Here is an 18,481-nt window from a genome sequence, read left to right on the forward strand (position 1 = left end):
GTGCGGTCGGTTCGCTGTCTGCACGCGGTCGACTCGCACACCGAGGGCATGCCCACGCGGGTGATCACCGGCGGGGTCGGGGTGATCCCCGGCGACACGATGGCCGCGCGGCGCGAGCACTTCGTGGCGAACCTGGACCACCTGCGGGAGTTCCTGGTCAACGAGCCGCGCGGGCACCCGGCGATGAGCGGCGCGATCCTCCAGCCGCCGACCAGGCCGGACGCCGACTTCGGGGTGCTGTACGTGGAGGTGTCGGGCTGCCTGCCGATGTGCGGGCACGGCACCATCGGGGTGGCCACCGTGCTGGTGGAAACCGGGATGGTGCCGGTGGTGTCGCCGGAGACGGTGGTGCGGCTGGACACGCCCGCCGGGTTGGTGCACGCGCGGGTGCGGGTGGTCGACGGGCGGGCCGAGTCGGTGACGCTGGAGAACGTGCCGTCGTTCGCCGTGGAGCTGGACGCCTCGGTCGACGTGCCGGGGTTTGGCCGGGTCCGCTACGACCTGGCCTACGGCGGGAACTTCTACGCGATCCTGCCGATCGCCGACCTCGGGATCCCGTTCTCCCGCACCGAGAAGGGGCGGATGCTGGCGGCCGGACTGTCCATCATGGACGCGATCGACGCCCGCGCCCGGCCGGTGCACCCGGAGAACCCGGCGATCGCGGGGTGCAAGCACGTGCAGCTGGTCGAGGAGGGGCCCGAGGGGTCGCGCAACGCGATGGTGATCCACCCGGGCTGGTTCGACCGGTCGCCCTGCGGCACCGGCACGTCGGCGCGGCTGGCCCAGCTGCACGCGCGCGGCGAGTTGGCGCTGGGCGTCGACCACGTCAACGAGTCGTTGCTGGGCACCAGGTTCGTGGGTCGGCTGGTGCGCGAGACGGTGGTGGCGGGTCGGCCGGCCGTGGTGCCGACGGTGACCGGGCGCGCGTGGATCACCGGCACGGCGCAGTACCTGCTCGACCCCACCGACCCCTTCCCGAACGGATTCGTGCTGTGACCGTGCTGTCGACCTCGCCGCAACGCCCCTCGGACGTCGTCGTGGAGGTGGGCGAGGGGAACGTGGGCGCGGCCGTGGACCGGGCCCGGGTCGCGCAACGGGAGTGGGCGGCGGCCGATCCCGGCGTTCGGGCCTCGGCGTTGCACGCGATCGCGGACGCGGTGGCCGCGTCCGACCTGGCGGACCTGGTGGTGCGCGAGGTCGGCAAACCGGTGGTCGAGGCGCGGGGCGAGGTGGCGCGGGCGGCGGCGATCCTGCGGTACTACGCGCAGCAGGTGTACGACCCGGTCGGGGAGACCTACCCGGGCGGGTTGTCGTTCACCGTCCGCCGCCCGCACGGGGTGGCCGGACTGGTGACGCCGTGGAACTTCCCGCTGGCGATCCCGGTGTGGAAGGCCGCGCCGGCGCTCGCGTTCGGCAACGCGGCGGTGGTGAAGCCCTCGCCCGAGGCGACCGGGTGCGCGCTGGCGCTGGCCGACCTGATGACGCCGCACCTGCCCGACGGGCTGGTCGCCGTCGTGCCCGGCGGTGCCCCGGAGGGCGCGGAGTTGGTGGCGCGGGCCGACGTGGTGTCGTTCACCGGGTCGGGCGCGGTCGGTCGCCGGGTGGCGGCGGACGCGGTCGGGCGCGGCGTGCCGGTGCAGTGCGAGATGGGCGGGTTGTCGGCGTCGATCGTGCTGCCCGACGCGGACGTCGAGGCGGCGGTGGCGGACATCGCGTGGGCCGCGATGGCGTTCGCCGGGCAGAAGTGCACCGCCACCAAGCGGGTCGTCGCGGTCGGGGTCGACGTCGCCGAGGCGTTGACCGACGCGGTGGCCCGGCTGGTCGTCGGCGACCCGGCCGACCCGTCGACCGCGGTGGGTCCGGTGATCTCGGCGGAGGCGCGGGCCCGGGTGGTCGGGCACGGCGGTCGGGCGCTCGACCGGGACGGGTGGTACGCGCGGCCGACCGTGGTGGTGGACCCGGAGAGTCGGCTGCACCGCGAGGAGGTGTTCGGGCCGATCTGCGTGGTCGGGGTCGCGCCGGACGTCGAGAGCGCCGTGCGGGTGGCCGACTCGACCGAGTACGGCCTGGTGACCGCGTTGTACACCAGGGATCTCGACGCCGTGCTGTCCTATGTGGACACCGTGCGGTCCGGGCAGGTCAAGGTGAACCTGCCGACCGCCGGGGTGGACTTCCACCTGCCGTTCGGCGGTGAGCGGGCCTCCGGGTACGGCGGCAAGGAGCAGGGCAAAGCAGCGGCCGCGTTCTACACGCGCGGTCGCACGGTGCAGATCAAGGGGAACGCATGAACGACAACCGGACTCGTGGCGACCTGCCGAAGGTCGCCGAGGCGAGCGGGTTCCGCTCGGTGATCGCGGACGGCTGGGGTCCCGCCGTGCCCGGACCGGACCCGACGCCCGGCGCCGCGGAGGCGGCCGCGGCGCACCGGGCCCGGCTGTCCGCCGCGTTCCCGGGGCGGCGGATCGTGCTGGCGGCCGGACGGGCCACCGTGCGGACGAACGACACCTACCACCTGTTCCGCGCGGACACCGACTTCGTGTGGCTGACCGGCTGCCAGGTCGAGGGCGCGGTGGTCGTGCTCCGGCCGTTCGGCTCCGGTCACGACGCGACGCTGTTCCTGCCGGAACCGGCCGCCCCGGACGAGGTCGACTTCTTCGGCGACCCCGACCACAGCCCGCTGTGGGTGGGACCGGCGGCGTCGCTCGCGGAGCAGGCGGCGGTGCTCGGCGTCGAGTGCCGCTCGCTGGAGGAGTTGCCGCGCGCGCTGCGCGGACGCCGACCCGAGCCGCTGGCGGTGCGGGGCGTCGACCCGCTGGTGGACGCGCTGGTCGGGGACCACAGCGCCGAGCTGCGGACCGTGCTGGCCGAGTTGCGGCGGGTCAAGGACGACTGGGAGATCGGCCAGCTGCGGGCCGCGGTGGACGCGACGGCGGTCGGGTTCGCGGACGTGCGGGGCGAGTTGGCCGAGGCGGTGCGCGGCGGCGGTGAGCGGTGGCTCCAGGGCACCTTCGACCGGCGCGCGCGGACGCTGGGCAACGGTCCCGGCTACACCTCGATCGTGGCCGCAGGCGCGCACTCGCCGGTGCTGCACTGGACCCGGTGCGACGGGCCGGTCGCGCCGGACAGCCTGCTGCTGCTGGACGCCGGTGTCGAGGTCGACACGCTGTACACGGCCGACGTGACGCGCACCTTCCCGGTGTCCGGCACGTTCTCGCCTGCCGAGCGCCAGGTGTACGAGCTGGTGCTGGCCGCGCACCTGGCGGCGATGGCCGAGGTCCGGCCGGGCAACGAGTACCGGGCGTTCCACGACACCGCGATGCGGGTGCTGGCGCAGGGGTTGGCCGACTGGGGCCTGCTGCCCGTGTCGGTGGACAAGGCGCTCGACCCCGACGGGCAGCACCACCGGCGCTACATCGTGTGCGGCACCGGGCACCTGCTCGGGTTGGACATGCACGACTGCGCCCAGGCCAGGCCCTCGGTGTACCAGGGCGGCGTGCTGTCGCCCGGCGTGGCGCTGACCGTCGAGCCCGGGTTGTACTTCCACCCCAACGACCTCACGCTGCCGCCCGAGCTGCGCGGTGTCGGGGTGCGGATCGAGGACGACCTCGTGGTGACCGGCGACGGGCACGAGGTGCTGTCGGCGATGCTGCCGATCGACGTCGACGGGGTGGAGGAGTGGGTGCGGGGTCGCTGACCGCTCTACGATCGGCGCCGTGGACTACTGCGCGGAGTGCGACTTCAGCTACGACGGTGCCTCGGTCGACGTGGAGTCGGTGGTGCGGGGCGGTGTCGAGGAGATCGGTGCCTGGTTGAGGTCGGCGGGGGAGAGCGCTCGTCCCCGCCGGCAGCCGGGCGTGTGGTCGCCGCTGGAGTACGGGTGCCACGTGCGGGACGTGCTGTTCGCCCAGCGCGAGCGGGTGCTGATGGCGTGGCGCGGCGATCTGCGCGACTGGGCGCCGATGGGCCGCGACGAGCGGGTCGAGCACGAGGGGTACGCGGAGCAGGACGTGGAGGCGGTGGCCCGCCAGCTCCAGGACGCCGCCTCGCTGTTCCTGAACGTGGTGGGGCGGCTGTCCGAGCGCGAACGCGCCATCGTGATCCGCTACCCCTACCCCGAGCCCCGGCCGCAGCCCCTGGAGTGGGTGGCCCTGCACACCGCCCACGAGGTGCGGCACCACCTGCTGGACGTGCGCCGGCAGGGCTGAGGGCCGCCCCGGTCCGGTACCGGCGCGCGGCGGCACGGTGTTTCGTCACACCCGATCGGCGGGCGCTGCGGCGTACCCCGGCCGTGATACTCGAGGTCGTGGACACCTCAACGGCCGACCGGTACCCGCCCGTCGCCGTCTTCGCGGATCTGCGACCCGGTGGGACCGTTCCGGACCTGGATCACGCCGCACGGGCCGGCGCACGGCGGGTCGCGGCGGTGTTGAACGCGGTGCCGACGCACGCCGGCCCGGTCGAGCGCACCGCCGCGCTTCGTCAGGCGGCCGCGGCCGCGGGCGGTCTGGTGGCGGGGTTGTCCGGCCGGGAGCCGGCCGTGGTGGGCGAGGACCTGGAGCCGGCGTCGATCAGCCAGTCGTTCTTCCGGGTGCGCGAGGTGGGGTTGTCCGACCACCAGGCCGCCCTGCACGGCGCCTCGGTGGTGTGGCGCGGCCTGGAGGACCTGGTCGAGGCGCCGCTCGCGGGTGCCGACCTGGCGGTCGAGGTCGCCGGGATGGCCCGGGCCGTGCTCGACCTGACCGGTGCCGCCGCGTCCGAGGACGTCGGTCCCGAGCCGGTGTCCGGTGTCGGGCCGGGTGCCGGGACGTCGCTGGAGGACCGGTGGACGGCGCGGTGGATCGTCGGCCACCAGGTGCACGTGCTGTTCAACGTGTGCGCGGCGGTGGCGGTGACCGACGCCGTGCACCACCTGCGCCGCGGGGCGCGCCCGGACGCGGTGCGCCGACTCGACCACGCCACCACCTTCGTGCGTGGGTTCCCGGCGGCCATGACCCACGCCGCCACGATCCCGTTCGACTACTACGCCGCCGCCGTGCGCCCGACCATGCGGCCGCCCGAGGTGGCGCGGCCGTTGAGCGGACGGCAGCACGGCGCCTACCGGACCTTCCGCGCCGCCATGAGGGACCTGCTGGCCGCGGTGCCCGAGCCCTACGGGCAGTTGGCCGACCGGGACCCCGACCTCGCCGCCGCCCGCGGCGCGCTGCTCGAAGCCGACCTGATCGACAGCGAACGGCACGTGACGCTCGCCTACTCGATGGTGCGGCTGCGGCGATCCATCGCGCAGTCGCCCGACGGCCCGGACAACGCCGTGGGCGAACTGCGCCTGATGCGCCACCGGCGGGCGGCCCGGTACGCGCCGCTGCTCCGCTTCGGCGACCACTACGTCGCGGACGCCGTGTCCGCGCTGCGGCACTGAACCGGCACCGAACCGGCACCGAACCCCGGGAGCGATCACCGATGCCCGAGCACCGCACCGTCACCGCCGCGCTGGAGTTGGCGCCGTCCGACACCGCCCTGGTCGAGCGCCTGGCGCGGGAGTTGTGCGCCGAGGACCGCCACGGGGTGGACGCGCCGGAGTGGGTCGCCCGCGCCCGCGACGCCTGGGACGAGGCACCGCTGCCCCTGCGGCGCGCGGTGCGCCGGTTCCGCCGGCACTCGGGCGACCAGGGCGTGCTGCTGGTCCGCGGGCTCCCGGTCGACGCGGGCGCGCTGCCCGCCACCCCGTCCGAACCGGACTCCGTGCAGCGCGGTGCGACGGTGGCCGCCGCGGTGCTCACCCTGGTGGCGTGCGGACTCGGCGACCCGGTCGCCTACCTCGCGGAGAAGTCCGGCGCGCTGGTGCAGGACGTCGTTCCCGTGCCGGGCAAGGAGAACTTCTCCGGCAACGCGGGCTCGGCGCTGCTGACGTTCCACAACGAGAACGCCTTCCACCCGCACGAACCCGACCACGTCCTGCTGCTGTGCCTGCGCGCCGACCACGACCGCGCCGCGGGCCTGCGCACGGCCTGCCTGCGCGAGGTGCTCTCCCTGGTGTCACCGGCCACCAGGGAGGTGCTGGCCGCGCCCGAGTTCCTGCTCCGGCCGCCGCCGTCCTTCGGCGTCGACACCGCCGAGCGCGTGCCGCAACCGGTGCTGTCCGGCGCGGAGGAGGACCCCGACATCCGGATGGCGCAGATCGCCTCGACGCCGGTGACACCGCGGGCGGAGGCGGCCCTGGCCGAACTCGGCCGGGCCTTCGACACCGCCGCGCGCACCACGCGGTCGGGTCCCGGCGACCTGGTGGTCGTCGACAACCGGGTCACCGTGCACGGCCGCACCCCGTTCCGGCCCCGCTACGACGGGGCGGACCGCTGGGTGCAGCGCACGTTCGCCGTCACCGACCTCCGCCGGTCCCGGGACCACCGACCGCACGACGGCTACGTCCTCACCCGCTGAACACGGGTGCGGACGTGGCCGCGCAAGGGGGTGCGGGCCCCGGCGAGGGGGACGTTCGCCGGGGGCGCCGCCGATTTCCCCTACGGTGTCGCGTAAGTACGCAGCGGGATCTCGAAGTGGACGGTCTGGTTGCTCATCAGGTCGCCGTCGCGGGCGTCGTGGACCTCCACGGCCACCGAGCGCCAGAACGGTTCCGCGCCCGGGACCCTGGTGTCGGTGTGCAGGTAGAGGGATCGGTAGGCCGGGGTTTCCGCGACGAAGCGGATCGCCCGGCTCACCAGTGCCCTCGCCAGACCGCACCGGCGGTGGTCGGGGCGGACGTAGACGCGGAAGAGCTGGGCCGTCGAGTCACCCGGGTAGCGCTCGGCCAGCCAGGCCGGGTGGGGCGGGCTCGACGGGCCCTGGGCCCGTACCGCGGTCGTGGCCACCACCTCGTCGTCCAGGGCGGCGACGAAGAGGGCGTGCCGGGGGTGGTCCAGGTACGTCCCGGCCAGGTCCACCACGTCCTCGTGCCACTCGGCCCGGTAGCCGTGGCCGAACTCGTGGTAGAAGGTGTCCAGCATGACGCTGCGGGCACCGGGCAGGTCGGCGTCGGTCGCCGCCCTGACCTGGTAGCGGCCCACGGCGTGGTGGTGCGGTGTCACGTCATCTTCTCCTTCGCTCCTTCTATCGCGGTCGACGCGGGGCCGTGGCTCACCACTCTTCCTTCGTGGAGCACGGTCACCCGGTCGGCGAACCGGGCCACGACCTGCGGGTCGTGGCTGATCAGGACGAGGGCGCAGGGCACGGTCGCCAGCACGGCGAGCAGGTCGGCTCGCGTGACGGTGTCCAGGCCCGAGGTCACCTCGTCGCAGATCAGGACTTCGGGGCGGGCCAGCAGCGCGCGGACCAGGGCCGCGCGCTGGAGTTCACCGCCGGACAGGGCGTGCGGGCGGCGGGCCGCCGTCTCCCCGGTGACGCCGACCGCGGCCAGTTCGGCCAGCGCCTCCGCCCGGGCGTCCGACTCCGCGAGGCCGCGCAGCCGCACCGCGGTGCGGGCCACCTGGTCGAGCACCGGACGGCGGGTGTCGAAGGAGGCCCGGGCGTCCTGGAAGACGTACTGGACGGCCGCCAGCTGCGCGGGGGTGCGACGGCGCAGCGAACGCGGGAGCGGGGTCCCGTGCAGCAGGACCTCGCCGGCGCTCGGCTCGTGCAGACCCGCGAGGCAACGGCCGAGGGTGGTCTTCCCGCTGCCGGAACGGCCGATCACCGCCAGCCGTTCCGTGACGTCCAGGGTGATGTCGCGCAGGACGGTGGTGGACCGGTGGTGCGCGGTCAGGCCGCGGACCCGGAGCCGCGGCGCGTCGGTGGTCGGTGGGGTCGGGTGCGGTGGCGTGGCGGCCAGAAGTGCCGCCGTGTAAGGGTGTTCGGGGTGGGTGAACAGCGCGTCGGCCGGACCCTGCTCGACCACGCGGCCCGCGCGCAGGACCACGATGTGGTCGGCCAGGGCCCGCACCACGTCCAGGTCGTGGGTCAGCAGCACCACGGCGGTGCCCTGCGCCACGACGGCGGACAGCTCGTCCACGACCTCGGTGCGGGTCAACGGGTCCTGGCCGGTGGTGGGCTCGTCGGCGACCAGCACGGCCGGGTCGCCGATCAGGGCCTGTGCCAGCACCACGCGCTGCTGCTGGCCGCCGGAGAGCTGGTGCGGGTAGCGGTGCAGCAGGTCCGCCGGTACCCGGGCGCGGCGCAGGGCCGTGGCGATCAGGTCCCGCGGGTCGCCGGGGTGGCGGTCGGCGATCTCCCGGAACACCGCGCCGACCCGGCGCACCGGGTTGAGCGCGGCGGACGGCTGCTGCGGCACGAATCCGACCCGGCCCCGGACGGTGACGGAGCCGGTGGCCGGTCCTTCGCCGAGCAGGGCCAGGCCGGTCGTGGTCTTGCCGCTGCCGGACGCGCCCACCAGCGCCACGACCCGACCGGCGTCGACGGTGAAGCCGACGCCGTCGAGCAGCACGTGCCCGTCGACGGTGGCGCCCAGGTTCTCCACGCGCACCACCGGGGTCACGGCCGGACCTCCTTCAACGCGCGGTCGAACACCAGGTTCACGCCGACGGACAGGCAGACGATCAGCGCCGCCGGCACGACCACCGCCCAGGGTTGGAGGAACAGGCCGACCCGGTTGCGGTCGACCATCACGGCCCAGTCGGCCGCGTCCGGCGGCACGCCGACGCCGAGGAAGCTCGCCGAGGCGACCAGGTACAGCGACGCGGTGAGCCGGGTGCCCAGGTCCGCGGCCAACGAGCGGGAGATCGACCGCCCGATGTAGCCGGTGCGCCGCCGCAGCGACTCGCCCTGCAACCGCATGGCCTCCAGGGCCGGGCGACCCGCGACCTCCAGCGCGGCAGCCCGGGAAATCCTGGCCACGTCGGGGAAGCCGACCAGGGCGACGACCACGATCAGCACGACCAGGCCGGGGCCCGCGATGGTGGCCACCAGGATCAGCACCAGCAGCGACGGCACCGCCAGCAGCAGGTCGAGCGGGCGCATCAGCACCTCGTCCACCCAGCGCCGCCGGGTGGTGGCCGCGGCCACGCCGTACGGCACGCCGATCGCATAGGCCAGCGCCGCCGCGACGACCGCGACCAGCACCACCGTCCGCCCGCCGCTCAGCACCTGGTACCAGACGTCCCGGCCGACGAAGTCGGTGCCCAGCGGGCCGGAGTCGGTGAACGGGGCGTGGCGCTGTTGGCGTTCCGGGACGAACAGCGGACCCAGCAGCGCCAGCGCCAGCGGCGCCAGCACGAGCAGCAGCCTCACGTGGCCACCTCCGTGCGGGGCGCGAGCCGGAACGCGATCACGTCCGCCGCGAGGTTCACCACGACGGTCGTCACCGCGAACACCACCGCCAACCCCTGCACCACGGGGAGGTCGCGGGCCGCCACCGCGTCGACCAGGGTGGTGCCCAGACCCGGCACGACGAACACCGCCTCCACCACGATCACGCCGCCCAACAACCAGTCCGCCGTGCGGGCGACCTGCTGCACGGCGGGCGCGAGCGCGTTCGGCAGCGCGTGCCGGTACCGGACCCGCGTCTCGGTCAACCCGAGCCGGCGCGCGTGCCGCACGTAGTCCGACGACAGCGCGTCGACCATGCCCGCGCGCACCAGTCGGCTGATCGTGCACACGGGCCTGGCCAGCAGCACGACCAGCGGCAGCACCAGGACGGCCGGGTTCGCGGCCAGGTCGACCCCGACCGCGGTCGGCGGCAACCAGCCCAACTGCACGCCGAACACCGCCACCAGGACCACGGCCAGGGCGAACTCCGGGATCGAGTGCAGGCCGGTGGTGAGCGAGGTGAGCACCCGGTCGAGCCGGCCGCCCTCGTTCAGCGCCGCCGTGACGCCGACGAGCACCGAGATCGGCAGCAGCAGCACCAACGTCGGCACCGCGAGCAGCAGGGTCGGGCCGACACCGGCGGCCAGGAACTCCGCCACGGGTCGGCCCGACACCAGCGAGACGCCGAAGTCCAGGCGCGGCAACCCGAGCAGCCAGTCCGCGTACCGGGCGGGCGCGGGCCGGTCGAGGCCCATCGCGGTGCGGATCGCGGCGATCCGGGCCGGGTCGGGCTGGTCGCCCGCCAGCGCCACGGCCGCGTCCCCCGGCAACGCCTGCACCAGCAGGAACACCGCGGTGGCCACGGCCAGCACCTGGACGAGGCCGAGCAGGAGCCGGCGGCTCGCGTAGGCGCGCAGGGTCACCTCAGCCACACCTTGTCGAACCGGGCCCAGTCCAGGGTGTTCGCGGGCGCGGTGGAGATGCCGCCCACGCTCGGCGCCGCGCCGACGATCCAGTCGGCGAACCCCCACATCAGGTAGCCGCCCTCGGCGTGCAGGGACCGCTGCATCTCCCGGTACGCCGCGTCCCGCGCGCCACTGTCCGAAGTGGACACCGCCGTGGCGTACAGGGCGTCGAACTCGGGACGCTGCCACTTGGTCACGTTCGTGCCCGCCCCGCTGAGCAGCCGCTGCGCGATGTGGGTTTCGATCGGCATCGCGCCGGACCGGAAGCTCGACAGCGCGCCGTTCTTCAGGATGTCCGACCAGTAGGTGTCCTTGTTGCCCATCGCGACCTCGATGGTCAGCCCGGAGCCCTTGGCCTGGTCGGCGAACACGGTCGCGGCCTCGACCATGCCGGCCGCGGCGGTCGACGTGTCGAGCTTGACGGTCAACCCCTCCGCGCCCGCCTTGCGGATCAGGAACTTCGCCTTGTCCAGGTCGCGGGCGCGCTGCGGGATGTCGTCCGCGTAGTGCTGGTAGCCCTTGCCGAACAGGTCGTTCGCGGGCTGCCCGCTGCCCGCGAGCACCGACTCCACCAGCTGCGGCCGGTCGGCGAGCAGGAACAGCGCCTCGCGCAGGTCCCGGTTGTCGAACGGCGGCCGGTCGAGCTTCATCGCGAACGCCTGCACGGCGCTGTTGGGCGCGCGGTGGATCGTCATCCGACCGCCCGCCTCGTTGGCCCGCGCGGTGGTGGGCGTCAGGTCGTGCGCGTACTCGACCTGCCCGCCCAGCAGCGCGTTGGTCCGCGCCGACTCCTCGTTCGCGATCACGAACTCCAGTTCGTCCAGCAGCGGCGCGCCCTCCCAGTAGTCCGGGTTCCGCTTGAGCAGCGCGGACTTGCCCGGTTCGAAGGAGACGAACGAGAACGGCCCGGAGCCGACCGGCTTGGTGAAGTCCTCCGCGCCCTCGGGCGTGATGTACGCGCCGAACGCGGCCAGCGCGTTGGGGAACTCCACGAACGGCCGGGTCAGCGCGAACTCCACGGTCCGGTCGTCCACCGCGCGGCTGTTCGCCAGGTCGATCAGCGCGAGGCTCGACTTGGCCCGGAACGCCCGCTTCGGGTCCAGGATTCGGGCGTAGCTCGCGAGCACGTCCGCCGGCCGCACCGGTTTCCCGTCGTGGAACACGGCCTTTCTCAGCGTGATCCGCCACCGGGTCAGGTCGGCGCTCGGCTCCCACCGCTCCGCGAGTCTGGGCTGCGGCGCGACGTCCGAGCCGAGGTCGGCGAGCTTGTCGTAGAGCGCCTTCGCGCGGGCCGCCTCCACGAACAGGTTCGCCAGGTGCGGGTCGAGCACCTCCTTCGCGCCACCGCCGGCGAACGCGGCGCGCAGCCGGCCGCCGGAGCGCGGACCGGTGGGCGCGGATGTGCCCGTGCCACATCCGGTGAGGAGGACGGCGGTGACGCCGAGGAGCGTGCGGCGGGTGAACGTCATCGTGCTTTCCTTCCGTGGTCGGCGCGCAGTCGCGCCACGAGGTGCAGGCGGTCTCCGGACAGGGCTCCGCTCAGCGGCGCGCCCTCGGTCCACCTCGGTTCGGTGCGGGGTCCGGGCCGGTCGAACAGGGCGAGCACGTCGAACCCGGCGACGTCCAGCAGGTGCCGCAGTTCCTGGGGGAACAGCAGTCGCCACGCGGAGGTCTGCACGAGCGGCTCGGCCCGGTCCGGCCACGTCCACTCGCGCCGCCGGCGCAGCAGCTGCTCGGCGTGGTCGATCCACAGCTCGGTGCGCGAGGTGTAGGGCACCCCGCGCCACTCGACGGTGCGGGTGCGCGGCCCGTCGAGGAGTTCGGTGCTGCCCAGGAAGAACGCGCCGTTGCGCATTTCGGCCAGCAGCAGGCCGCCGGGCGTCAGGTGCGCCCGGCAGCGGTCAAGGAACGCGGTCAGGTCGGCGTTGGTGTGGCAGTACAGCAGCGCGCTGTCCAGGCAGGTGATCACGTCGAACCGGCGGTCCAGCGCGAACTCCCGCATGTCGGCGACCGTCACGTCCACCGCCGGGTGCCGGCGCCGGACGTGCTCGGCCATCGCGACCGAGGAGTCCACACCGGACACCCGGTACCCGTTGCGGGACAACCACCCCGCGTCCCGGCCGGTGCCGCAGCCGATGTCGAGCAGGGTGGCGCCGCCGCCGAACCGGGTGATCACGTCGTGCGCGAACCGCGCGGCCACGTTCTCCGGGTCGGGGAACTGGTGCTCGTAGAGCTCGGGGTTGTCGGTGAGCAGGTTCACCGGGAGACCTCCTGTCGGGTCGGGTCGAGGAGTCCGCGCCGGTGCAGCCGCAGCACGCCGGCCGCGCCCAGCAGCCCGACCACCGCGCACAGCAGTGCCGCCGAGCCCGTGCCGTCCTCCATGACCCAGCCGATCGCGGTGTTGCCCACCGCCGCGACCACCCCGGACACCAGGTAGAACACGCCGTAGTAGGTGCCCGCGAGGCTGTCCGGCCCGAACGAGGGCACCAGGTCGTTGACGAACGGCTGCGCGACCACCACGCCGACCGCGAGCCCCGCCGTCGCGACGAGCACCGGCACCAGCCCGCCCCACAGCGCGGGCGCGAGGAAACCCAGACCCGCCAGGGCCGCGCCGGTCGCGATCGCGACACCCCGGGGCAGCCGGGACAGCCGCCTCGTCACCCGGACCTGGAGCGCCACGGTGAGCACCGTGGACACCAGGAACAGCAGCGCGACCACCCAGTCCGCGCCCACCGCGTCCCGCGCCCGCACCGGCAGCAGCAGGTAGAGCTGGTTCTGGAGCAGGAAGAGCACGCTCGTCACCGCGGTGAATGCGAGGAACCGGCGGTTGGCCAGGCACTCCCGCCAGTCGGCGGACACCGTGCCGCCGCGCCGTGCCGCCGGCCGGGCGGGCAGCACGAGCGCCTGCGCGACGGTGAGCGCCGCGAAGATGCCGGCCGACACCACGGCCGCGACCCGGAAGTCCCACAGCACCAGCAGACCACCGAGCACCGGACCGGCGAGCGCGCCGGCCTGGGCGTAGACGTTGAACCGGGCGAACGCCTCGGTGCGGGCCGCGCCCGCCTCCAACGCCACGTACGCCCGCACGGCCGGGTTGAACAGCGCGCCCGCCAGTCCACTGAGGACGGACGCGGCGAGCACCACGGCGAGCGAGTCGCCGAACGCGAACAACCCGAACCCGACCGCGCGCAGCGCGCAGCCCGCGATGATCACCCCGCGCGGACCGAGCCGGTCCGACGCGGTGCCGCCGACGACGAACATGCCCTGCTGGCTCAACGTGCGCACGCCGAGCACCACGCCGACCACGGCGGCGGACAGGCCCAGGTCGCCCAGGTGCTGGGCCAGGTAGGGGATCAGCAGGTAGAAGCCGGTGTTGACGGCGAACTGGTTGACCAGCAGCAGTCGCACCGGCGCCGCGAACCGCGTCATCGGCGCACCTCGTCGCGCCGTGACACCCGGTCGGAGCGGCGGAGGCCCGGCCGGGGCAACGAGGTCATCGGGGCACCACGACCGGATCCGGGGTCGTGGTCCGGGAGGTCGTCATGGTTGTGATTCCTGGTGGTCCGGGTGCGGTCGCACGGGTCGGGGGTCGGGGCACGGGAACGGGGGGAGCGGGATCGCCCGGGGTGGAGCGGGTCATCGGCGCACCACGCCCCACCCGCGCGCGTCGGAGAGCCGGAGGGTGCCGTCCTCGCCGGAGATGCCCGACCACGGGTCGTCGGCGAGCAGCAGGTGGCCGTCCAGGTCGACCCAGCGGGCGTGCCCGGTCAGGTGCACGGCCGGCGCGATGCCGAGCGAGGACGCGACGAGGCAGCCCAACATCACGTCGAGGCCGACCTCCCGCGCCGCGGCGATCAGCTCCAGCGCGGCCGTGACGCCGCCGCACTTGGCCAGCTTCACGTTGACGCCGTCGACCACGCCCGCGAGGGCCCGCACGTCGGCCACCGTCGCCGCGTCCTCGTCGGCCACCAGCGGGAACGCGCACCGGGCGCGCAGCCAGGCCGACGCCTCGAGGTGACCGGGCGCGAGGGGTTGCTCCACCGCGTCCAGCCCGACGCCGGCGGCGCCGATCGCGTCGAGCACCCGTGCCGCCTGCTCGGCGGTCCACCCGCCGTTGGGGTCGAGCACCAGCCTCGCCTCCGGCGCGGCGGCCCGGACCGCGCGGACCACGGCCACGTCGTGGTCGCCGCCCGCCTTCACCTTCAGCACCGAGAAACCCCGGTGCGCCAAGGAGGCCGCCTGGCTCGCGGCCTCGCCGGGCGAGGTGAGGCCGATGGTGTACGCGGTCGCCACGTCCGTCCACTCCGGACAGTCGAGCGCGACCCGGGCCGGCACGCCGGCCCGGCTCGCGACCAGGTCGTGCAGCGCCGCGTCGACCGCCGCCCGGACCCCGGACGGCAGGTCGGTGATCAGGTCGAACGCGGCCGCCGGCTCGCGCACCCCGGCGAACGCGGGGCGCAACCCGGTCAGCAGCTCCAGGATCCGCGGCACGTCGAGCCCGTAGTAGACGCTGGTCACGACCTCGCCGTGACCGCGCGTGCCGTCGCACTCCACGACCACGCGCACCGCGTCCCGCCTGCTCATCACCGACCGCGAGATCCGCAGCGGGGTGCGCAGCTCCAGGCCGTAGACCTCCCAGGTCACCCTCACGCGGGCACCGCCAGGCGCGGGTCGACCACCGAGCGGCAGCGCGCCCACCCGGTCACCTCCACGGTGTCCGCGTGGCCGATCTCGACCGGCCGGTCGGCCGAGGGGCCGAGCAGGCCGCGCGCGGTGCAGAAGCCGTCATCGAAGATCGTGCCGAGGTAGCGGTGCGGACCGTCGGGGAAGATCGTCGCCACTACAGCGCCCGGTTCGACCCGGGACGCCCACGCGGCCACCAGGGCGACCGCGCCGGTGCTCCACCCGCCGGTGACGAACGCGTCGCGGGCCAGCCGCCGGCACGCGTCGACCACCTCGACGGGCCCGAGCCAGTGCACCTCGTCAAATTCGGAGTAAGCGACGTTGCGGGGGTAGATGCTGCTGCCCAGGCCGCGCATCACCCGGGCCCTGGCCGGTTGCCCGAAGATCGTGGAGCCGACCGTGTCCACGCCGACCAGCCGGATCGCGGGCCAGTACCGGCGCAGCGCGGTGACCACGCCCGCGCTGTGCCCGCCGGTGCCGACGCTGCACACCAGCACGTCGACCCGGTCCAGCTGGTCGACCAGCTCGCGGGCCAGACCGGCGTACCCGGCGGGGTTGTCGGGGTTGTTGTACTGGTCGGGCCAGTAGGAGTCGGGGTGCTCGGCCAGCACGGCGGTGAGCCGGTCCAGCCGGGCCTGCTGCCAGCCGCCGGTCGGGTGCGGCTGTTCCACGACCTCCAGCCGCGCGCCGTGGGTGCGCAGCAGGGTCCGCATCGACGGTTCCAACTCGTCGTCCACGACCAGCACGACGGGATGGCCGAGCGCCTGGCCCGCGAACGCGAGGCCGAGGCCGAGGGTGCCGCTGGTCGACTCCACGACCACCGCGCCCGGCCGCAGTTCGCCCCGGTCCCGGGCCGCGCGCAGCATCGACACGGCGGGCCGCGCCTTCATGCCGCCCGCGCCGAGGCATTCGAGCTTCGCCCAGAAACCGCCGTGGCGGTGGGGGAGTGGCGTGTCGATCCGCGCCACGGGTGTGTCGCCGAGCAGGTCGAGCAGGTGGTGGTTCCTCCGGGTCACGACGGACGCTCCGTGTAGTGGTGGGTGGTGGTCGGTCCGCCGTCGAGCCAGAAGAACGGGTAGGGCTCGGCGGCCACCGCGCGCACCCCGGATCCGATGAACCACGGCAGCACGGCGCTCGCGGTCTGCGCGAACGCCACGACCGGTGTGCCCGCCGCGCGCGCACCGCGCAGCAGGGGTTCGAACGTGCCGTTGCCGACCGTCATGCCGGACGCCAGCACGAGGTCGCACCGGTCGAGCGCGGCGGTGGCGTCGGTGGTGACCGCCTCGCCCCACTCGGTCCGGCCGCCGCGCAGGTCGCACGCGACGTAATCGGTGCCGCGCTCGCGCAGGTGGTGCAGCAGCGAGTTGACGACGCCGACGACCAGCACCCGCTCGCCGGGCGCCGGGTCCAACAGGTCCACCACGGCCTCGGCGCGGCGCAACGACTTCACCAGTGAGCTGCCCGGACCGACGGTCACCGTCCGGGCGTCGGAGGCGGCGTGCGGGCGCACGTGCCCGAGGTAGGCGTCCAGCACGGCGGTCCGGATCGCCGGGTCCGGGTGGTCGAGCAGCTCGCCGACGGTCCGGCCGACGCACTCGTGCACGTCGGCGTCCGCGATCTCCTCCACCGAGCACGACCCGACGGACGCCTCCACGCGCAGGCTCACCACCGTGTTGCGGTAGGTCTGGTCGCGGGTGGCGTGCCGGGCGCCCTGCCTGGTGGTGAACGCGACGCTCACCTCGCTGCCCGCCGGGTCCGGCCCCAGCTCGCCGCGCCGGACCAGCGCGACCAGGTCGTCCAGCGTCACGCCTGCTCCTCCGCGTACCGCACGGTCAGCGCGCCCACCAGCCGCTCGGCCTTCGCCCGCGCGCCGCGACCGGCGGTGTCGGTCACCACGACGTGCCCGAGGTAGCTGTTGTTGCTGGTCGGGTCACCCGCCCGGTGGCCCTCGCCCTTGAGCGCCCAGTCCACGACGTCCGGCGCGCCGGCCAGGTCGCCGTCGACGCCCGCGAGCAGACCGGCGCGCGGCGGCAGCAGGAACGAGACGGCCGCGCTGCGCACGCCGGTGTCGGCGGGCCGCAGGTCGGGCTTCTCGCCGACGGCCAGCTGCGCGTACACGGCGGGCAGGTCGACCCCGGTGACCCGGCGGACCAGCTCGGTGATCCGGTTGCCCGCCGGCCGCGGGTTGACCTCGATCAGCCGAGGTCCGTCCGGGGTCAGCTTGACCTCGGTGTGGGCGACCGCGTCGTCCAGCCCGAGCGCGGTGATCGCCCGCACCGCGACCTCCTCGGCCGCGGCGGTGTCCAGGTCGGCGGGGAACATGTGACCGCTCTCCACGAACCACGGCGAACCCGCCAGGCTCTTGTCGGTGACGCCGACGACGTGCGTCGTGCCGGCCACCGTCACGGTCTCCACGCTCACCTCGGGTCCGGTGAGCAGTTCCTCCAGCAGCACGGTCCGCACCCTCGGTTGGGCGCGGGCGTTGACCGGGAACGCCTCGATCGCGGCGAACGCCTCGCGCAGCTGGTGCTCGTCGGCGACCTTGCGCACGTGCATGCCGGCGCACAGGTCCACCGGCTTGATCACCAGCGGGTAGCCGAGCGCGGTGGCGGCGCGGGCGGTCGCCGACCAGTCCTCGGCGAGCGCGAACCGGGGCCCGGGCACGCCCGCCTCGGCCAGCGCGGTCCGGGTGAGGTCCTTGCGGTAGGCGCGTTCGACGGCGCGCGGGTCCGGTCCGGGCAGACCCAGCCGCGCGGCGACGTGCGCCACGGTGGCCAGGTAGTAGTCGCACGACGAGATCACGCCGTCGAACCGCAGCACCTCGTGCAGCGCGGCGACGTGGTCGAGCAGCGCGGGCAGGTCGTTGGTCTCGGCGGTGAGCACGTTGTCCGCCGCCAGCAGCGGGTGCGGGTGCGCCGGTGCGCTGCGCAGGTAGTGGTGCAGGTCGCGGGTGATGAACGTGAACCGGTGTCCGGACTCGTGGATCGCCCGGGGCAGCAGCGAGCTCATCGCGCCGACCCAGCTCTCGACCATCAGCAGGTGGGCCACTCATCCCCCTTGTTCGACAACGACAACGACAACCACGATCATGAAGTGGGCAACATGGTAATCATTGTCAATCGAAGCGCGGTACCGCCCCCCGGTTGATCGTCTCTGGGCCGCTTGGCGGACACCGTTCGATCGATCGCCGATCGAAATGTCGCCGATCGTTCGATAGCCGAACAGCGTTGGTACAAGCGAGTGGAAAGGCTGGCTGACCAGGCACGTCTCGTGTGAACCTTCGGGGAATTCCTACTCGCGAGGGGTGTCCGATGAGACGTGCGCAAGGGTTACTGGCGGCCGTGCTGGCACTCGGGGGTGTCCTGGCGGCCGGCGGCGCCGCGCAGGCCGACCCGTGGTGGGCGCGGTACTACGTGGGTCCGTACGCGGACCAGACGAGTTGCGACGCCGACTCGACCGCGTGGCGCAGCCCGCCCGAGTTCCAGACCTGGCCGTGCCACTACTTCACCAGCGCGCCGCAGGGCGGCTCCCGCGGACCCGGCTGGTACTTCTACGTGGTGGCCGACATCCGCTGACGGCCA

The 18,481-nt window shown here is 74.2% G+C and carries 18 protein-coding genes; 7 read left to right on the forward strand and 11 right to left on the reverse strand.

Annotation, left to right across the window (positions count from 1 at the left end; translation table 11 throughout):
* The 6 genes from AB0G50_RS15480 to AB0G50_RS15505 all read left to right on the forward strand — a co-directional run bounded on the left by AB0G50_RS15480 (position 1) and on the right by AB0G50_RS15505 (position 6,435).
* Positions 1-996 carry a proline racemase family protein gene (locus AB0G50_RS15480; RefSeq protein ID WP_360107857.1) on the forward strand — a complete coding sequence of 332 codons (996 nt, stop codon included), beginning with the start codon at positions 1-3 and terminating at the stop codon, positions 994-996.
* The gene (locus tag AB0G50_RS15485) at positions 993-2,288 is read left to right on the forward strand and encodes an aldehyde dehydrogenase family protein (RefSeq protein ID WP_360107859.1); all 1,296 of its coding nucleotides are present in this window, start codon (positions 993-995) and stop codon (positions 2,286-2,288) included. The genes AB0G50_RS15480 and AB0G50_RS15485 overlap by 4 nt, the downstream gene beginning before the upstream one ends.
* Positions 2,285-3,694: an aminopeptidase P family protein gene (locus AB0G50_RS15490; RefSeq protein ID WP_360107861.1), complete on the forward strand. Its 1,410-nt coding sequence runs from the start codon at positions 2,285-2,287 to the stop codon at positions 3,692-3,694. Before AB0G50_RS15485 ends, AB0G50_RS15490 begins: the two co-directional genes overlap by 4 nt.
* 19 nt (positions 3,695-3,713) lie before the next feature.
* The gene (locus tag AB0G50_RS15495) at positions 3,714-4,205 is read left to right on the forward strand and encodes a DinB family protein (RefSeq protein ID WP_360107863.1); all 492 of its coding nucleotides are present in this window, start codon (positions 3,714-3,716) and stop codon (positions 4,203-4,205) included.
* A 98-nt stretch (positions 4,206-4,303) separates the two neighbouring features.
* Positions 4,304-5,416, forward strand: coding sequence for a hypothetical protein (locus AB0G50_RS15500; RefSeq protein ID WP_360107865.1), 1,113 nt, complete (start codon positions 4,304-4,306; stop codon positions 5,414-5,416).
* A gap of 41 nt (positions 5,417-5,457) precedes the next feature.
* A complete protein-coding gene (locus AB0G50_RS15505) occupies positions 5,458-6,435 on the forward strand; it encodes a TauD/TfdA family dioxygenase (RefSeq protein WP_360107868.1) in 978 nt (325 codons plus the stop codon).
* A gap of 80 nt (positions 6,436-6,515) precedes the next feature.
* Here AB0G50_RS15505 and AB0G50_RS15510 read toward each other — a convergent pair whose 3' ends face one another.
* From AB0G50_RS15510 to AB0G50_RS15560, 11 genes are all read right to left on the reverse strand, one after another.
* Entirely contained in the window at positions 6,516-7,079 is a 564-nt protein-coding gene (locus AB0G50_RS15510; protein ID WP_360107871.1) for a GNAT family N-acetyltransferase, read from the reverse strand.
* Complete coding sequence (locus AB0G50_RS15515) at positions 7,076-8,482, reverse strand: ATP-binding cassette domain-containing protein (RefSeq protein ID WP_360107874.1); 1,407 nt, start codon at positions 8,480-8,482, stop codon at positions 7,076-7,078. The genes AB0G50_RS15510 and AB0G50_RS15515 overlap by 4 nt, the downstream gene beginning before the upstream one ends.
* Positions 8,479-9,234 (reverse strand): ABC transporter permease subunit, encoded by a 756-nt coding sequence (locus tag AB0G50_RS15520; protein WP_360107877.1) that lies wholly within the window; start codon positions 9,232-9,234, stop codon positions 8,479-8,481. The genes AB0G50_RS15515 and AB0G50_RS15520 overlap by 4 nt, the downstream gene beginning before the upstream one ends.
* Positions 9,231-10,175, reverse strand: a complete 945-nt coding sequence (locus tag AB0G50_RS15525) for an ABC transporter permease (protein WP_360107880.1) — start codon at positions 10,173-10,175, stop codon at positions 9,231-9,233. The genes AB0G50_RS15520 and AB0G50_RS15525 overlap by 4 nt, the downstream gene beginning before the upstream one ends.
* The gene (locus AB0G50_RS15530) at positions 10,172-11,686 is read right to left on the reverse strand and encodes an ABC transporter substrate-binding protein (RefSeq protein ID WP_360107883.1); all 1,515 of its coding nucleotides are present in this window, start codon (positions 11,684-11,686) and stop codon (positions 10,172-10,174) included. Before AB0G50_RS15530 ends, AB0G50_RS15525 begins: the two co-directional genes overlap by 4 nt.
* Positions 11,683-12,477 (reverse strand): class I SAM-dependent methyltransferase, encoded by a 795-nt coding sequence (locus tag AB0G50_RS15535; RefSeq protein WP_360107886.1) that lies wholly within the window; start codon positions 12,475-12,477, stop codon positions 11,683-11,685. The genes AB0G50_RS15530 and AB0G50_RS15535 overlap by 4 nt, the downstream gene beginning before the upstream one ends.
* Positions 12,474-13,646: an MFS transporter gene (locus tag AB0G50_RS15540; RefSeq protein WP_360107889.1), complete on the reverse strand. Its 1,173-nt coding sequence runs from the start codon at positions 13,644-13,646 to the stop codon at positions 12,474-12,476. Before AB0G50_RS15540 ends, AB0G50_RS15535 begins: the two co-directional genes overlap by 4 nt.
* 207 nt (positions 13,647-13,853) lie before the next feature.
* The gene (locus AB0G50_RS15545) at positions 13,854-14,867 is read right to left on the reverse strand and encodes a dipeptide epimerase (RefSeq protein WP_360107891.1); all 1,014 of its coding nucleotides are present in this window, start codon (positions 14,865-14,867) and stop codon (positions 13,854-13,856) included.
* On the reverse strand, positions 14,864-15,916 hold the full coding sequence (locus AB0G50_RS15550) for a PLP-dependent cysteine synthase family protein (RefSeq protein WP_360107894.1): 1,053 nt from the start codon (positions 15,914-15,916) through the stop codon (positions 14,864-14,866). Before AB0G50_RS15550 ends, AB0G50_RS15545 begins: the two co-directional genes overlap by 4 nt.
* Complete coding sequence (locus AB0G50_RS15555; protein WP_360107896.1) at positions 15,913-16,707, reverse strand: DUF364 domain-containing protein; 795 nt, start codon at positions 16,705-16,707, stop codon at positions 15,913-15,915. Before AB0G50_RS15555 ends, AB0G50_RS15550 begins: the two co-directional genes overlap by 4 nt.
* Entirely contained in the window at positions 16,704-17,948 is a 1,245-nt protein-coding gene (locus tag AB0G50_RS15560) for an ATP-grasp domain-containing protein (RefSeq protein WP_360107899.1), read from the reverse strand. Before AB0G50_RS15560 ends, AB0G50_RS15555 begins: the two co-directional genes overlap by 4 nt.
* 263 nt (positions 17,949-18,211) lie before the next feature.
* Between AB0G50_RS15560 and AB0G50_RS15565 the strand changes: the two genes are divergently transcribed.
* Positions 18,212-18,475: a hypothetical protein gene (locus AB0G50_RS15565; protein WP_360107902.1), complete on the forward strand. Its 264-nt coding sequence runs from the start codon at positions 18,212-18,214 to the stop codon at positions 18,473-18,475.
* Positions 18,476-18,481: the final 6 nt, after the last annotated feature.

The organism is Actinosynnema sp. NPDC020468 (assembly GCF_040642015.1).
Classification (GTDB): Bacteria; Actinomycetota; Actinomycetes; order Mycobacteriales; family Pseudonocardiaceae; genus Actinosynnema.

What these genes read in the sequence shown, in the direction of transcription:
- AB0G50_RS15490 (WP_360107861.1), top strand. Translation starts at nt 2,285, where the DNA reads ATGAACGACAACCGGACTCGTGGCGACCTGCCGAAGGTCGCCGAGGCG.
- AB0G50_RS15505 (WP_360107868.1), top strand. Translation starts at nt 5,458, where the DNA reads ATGCCCGAGCACCGCACCGTCACCGCCGCGCTGGAGTTGGCGCCGTCC.
- AB0G50_RS15530 (WP_360107883.1), bottom strand. Translation starts at nt 11,686, where the DNA reads ATGACGTTCACCCGCCGCACGCTCCTCGGCGTCACCGCCGTCCTCCTC.
- AB0G50_RS15540 (WP_360107889.1), bottom strand. Translation starts at nt 13,646, where the DNA reads ATGACGCGGTTCGCGGCGCCGGTGCGACTGCTGCTGGTCAACCAGTTC.
- AB0G50_RS15565 (WP_360107902.1), top strand. Translation starts at nt 18,212, where the DNA reads ATGAGACGTGCGCAAGGGTTACTGGCGGCCGTGCTGGCACTCGGGGGT.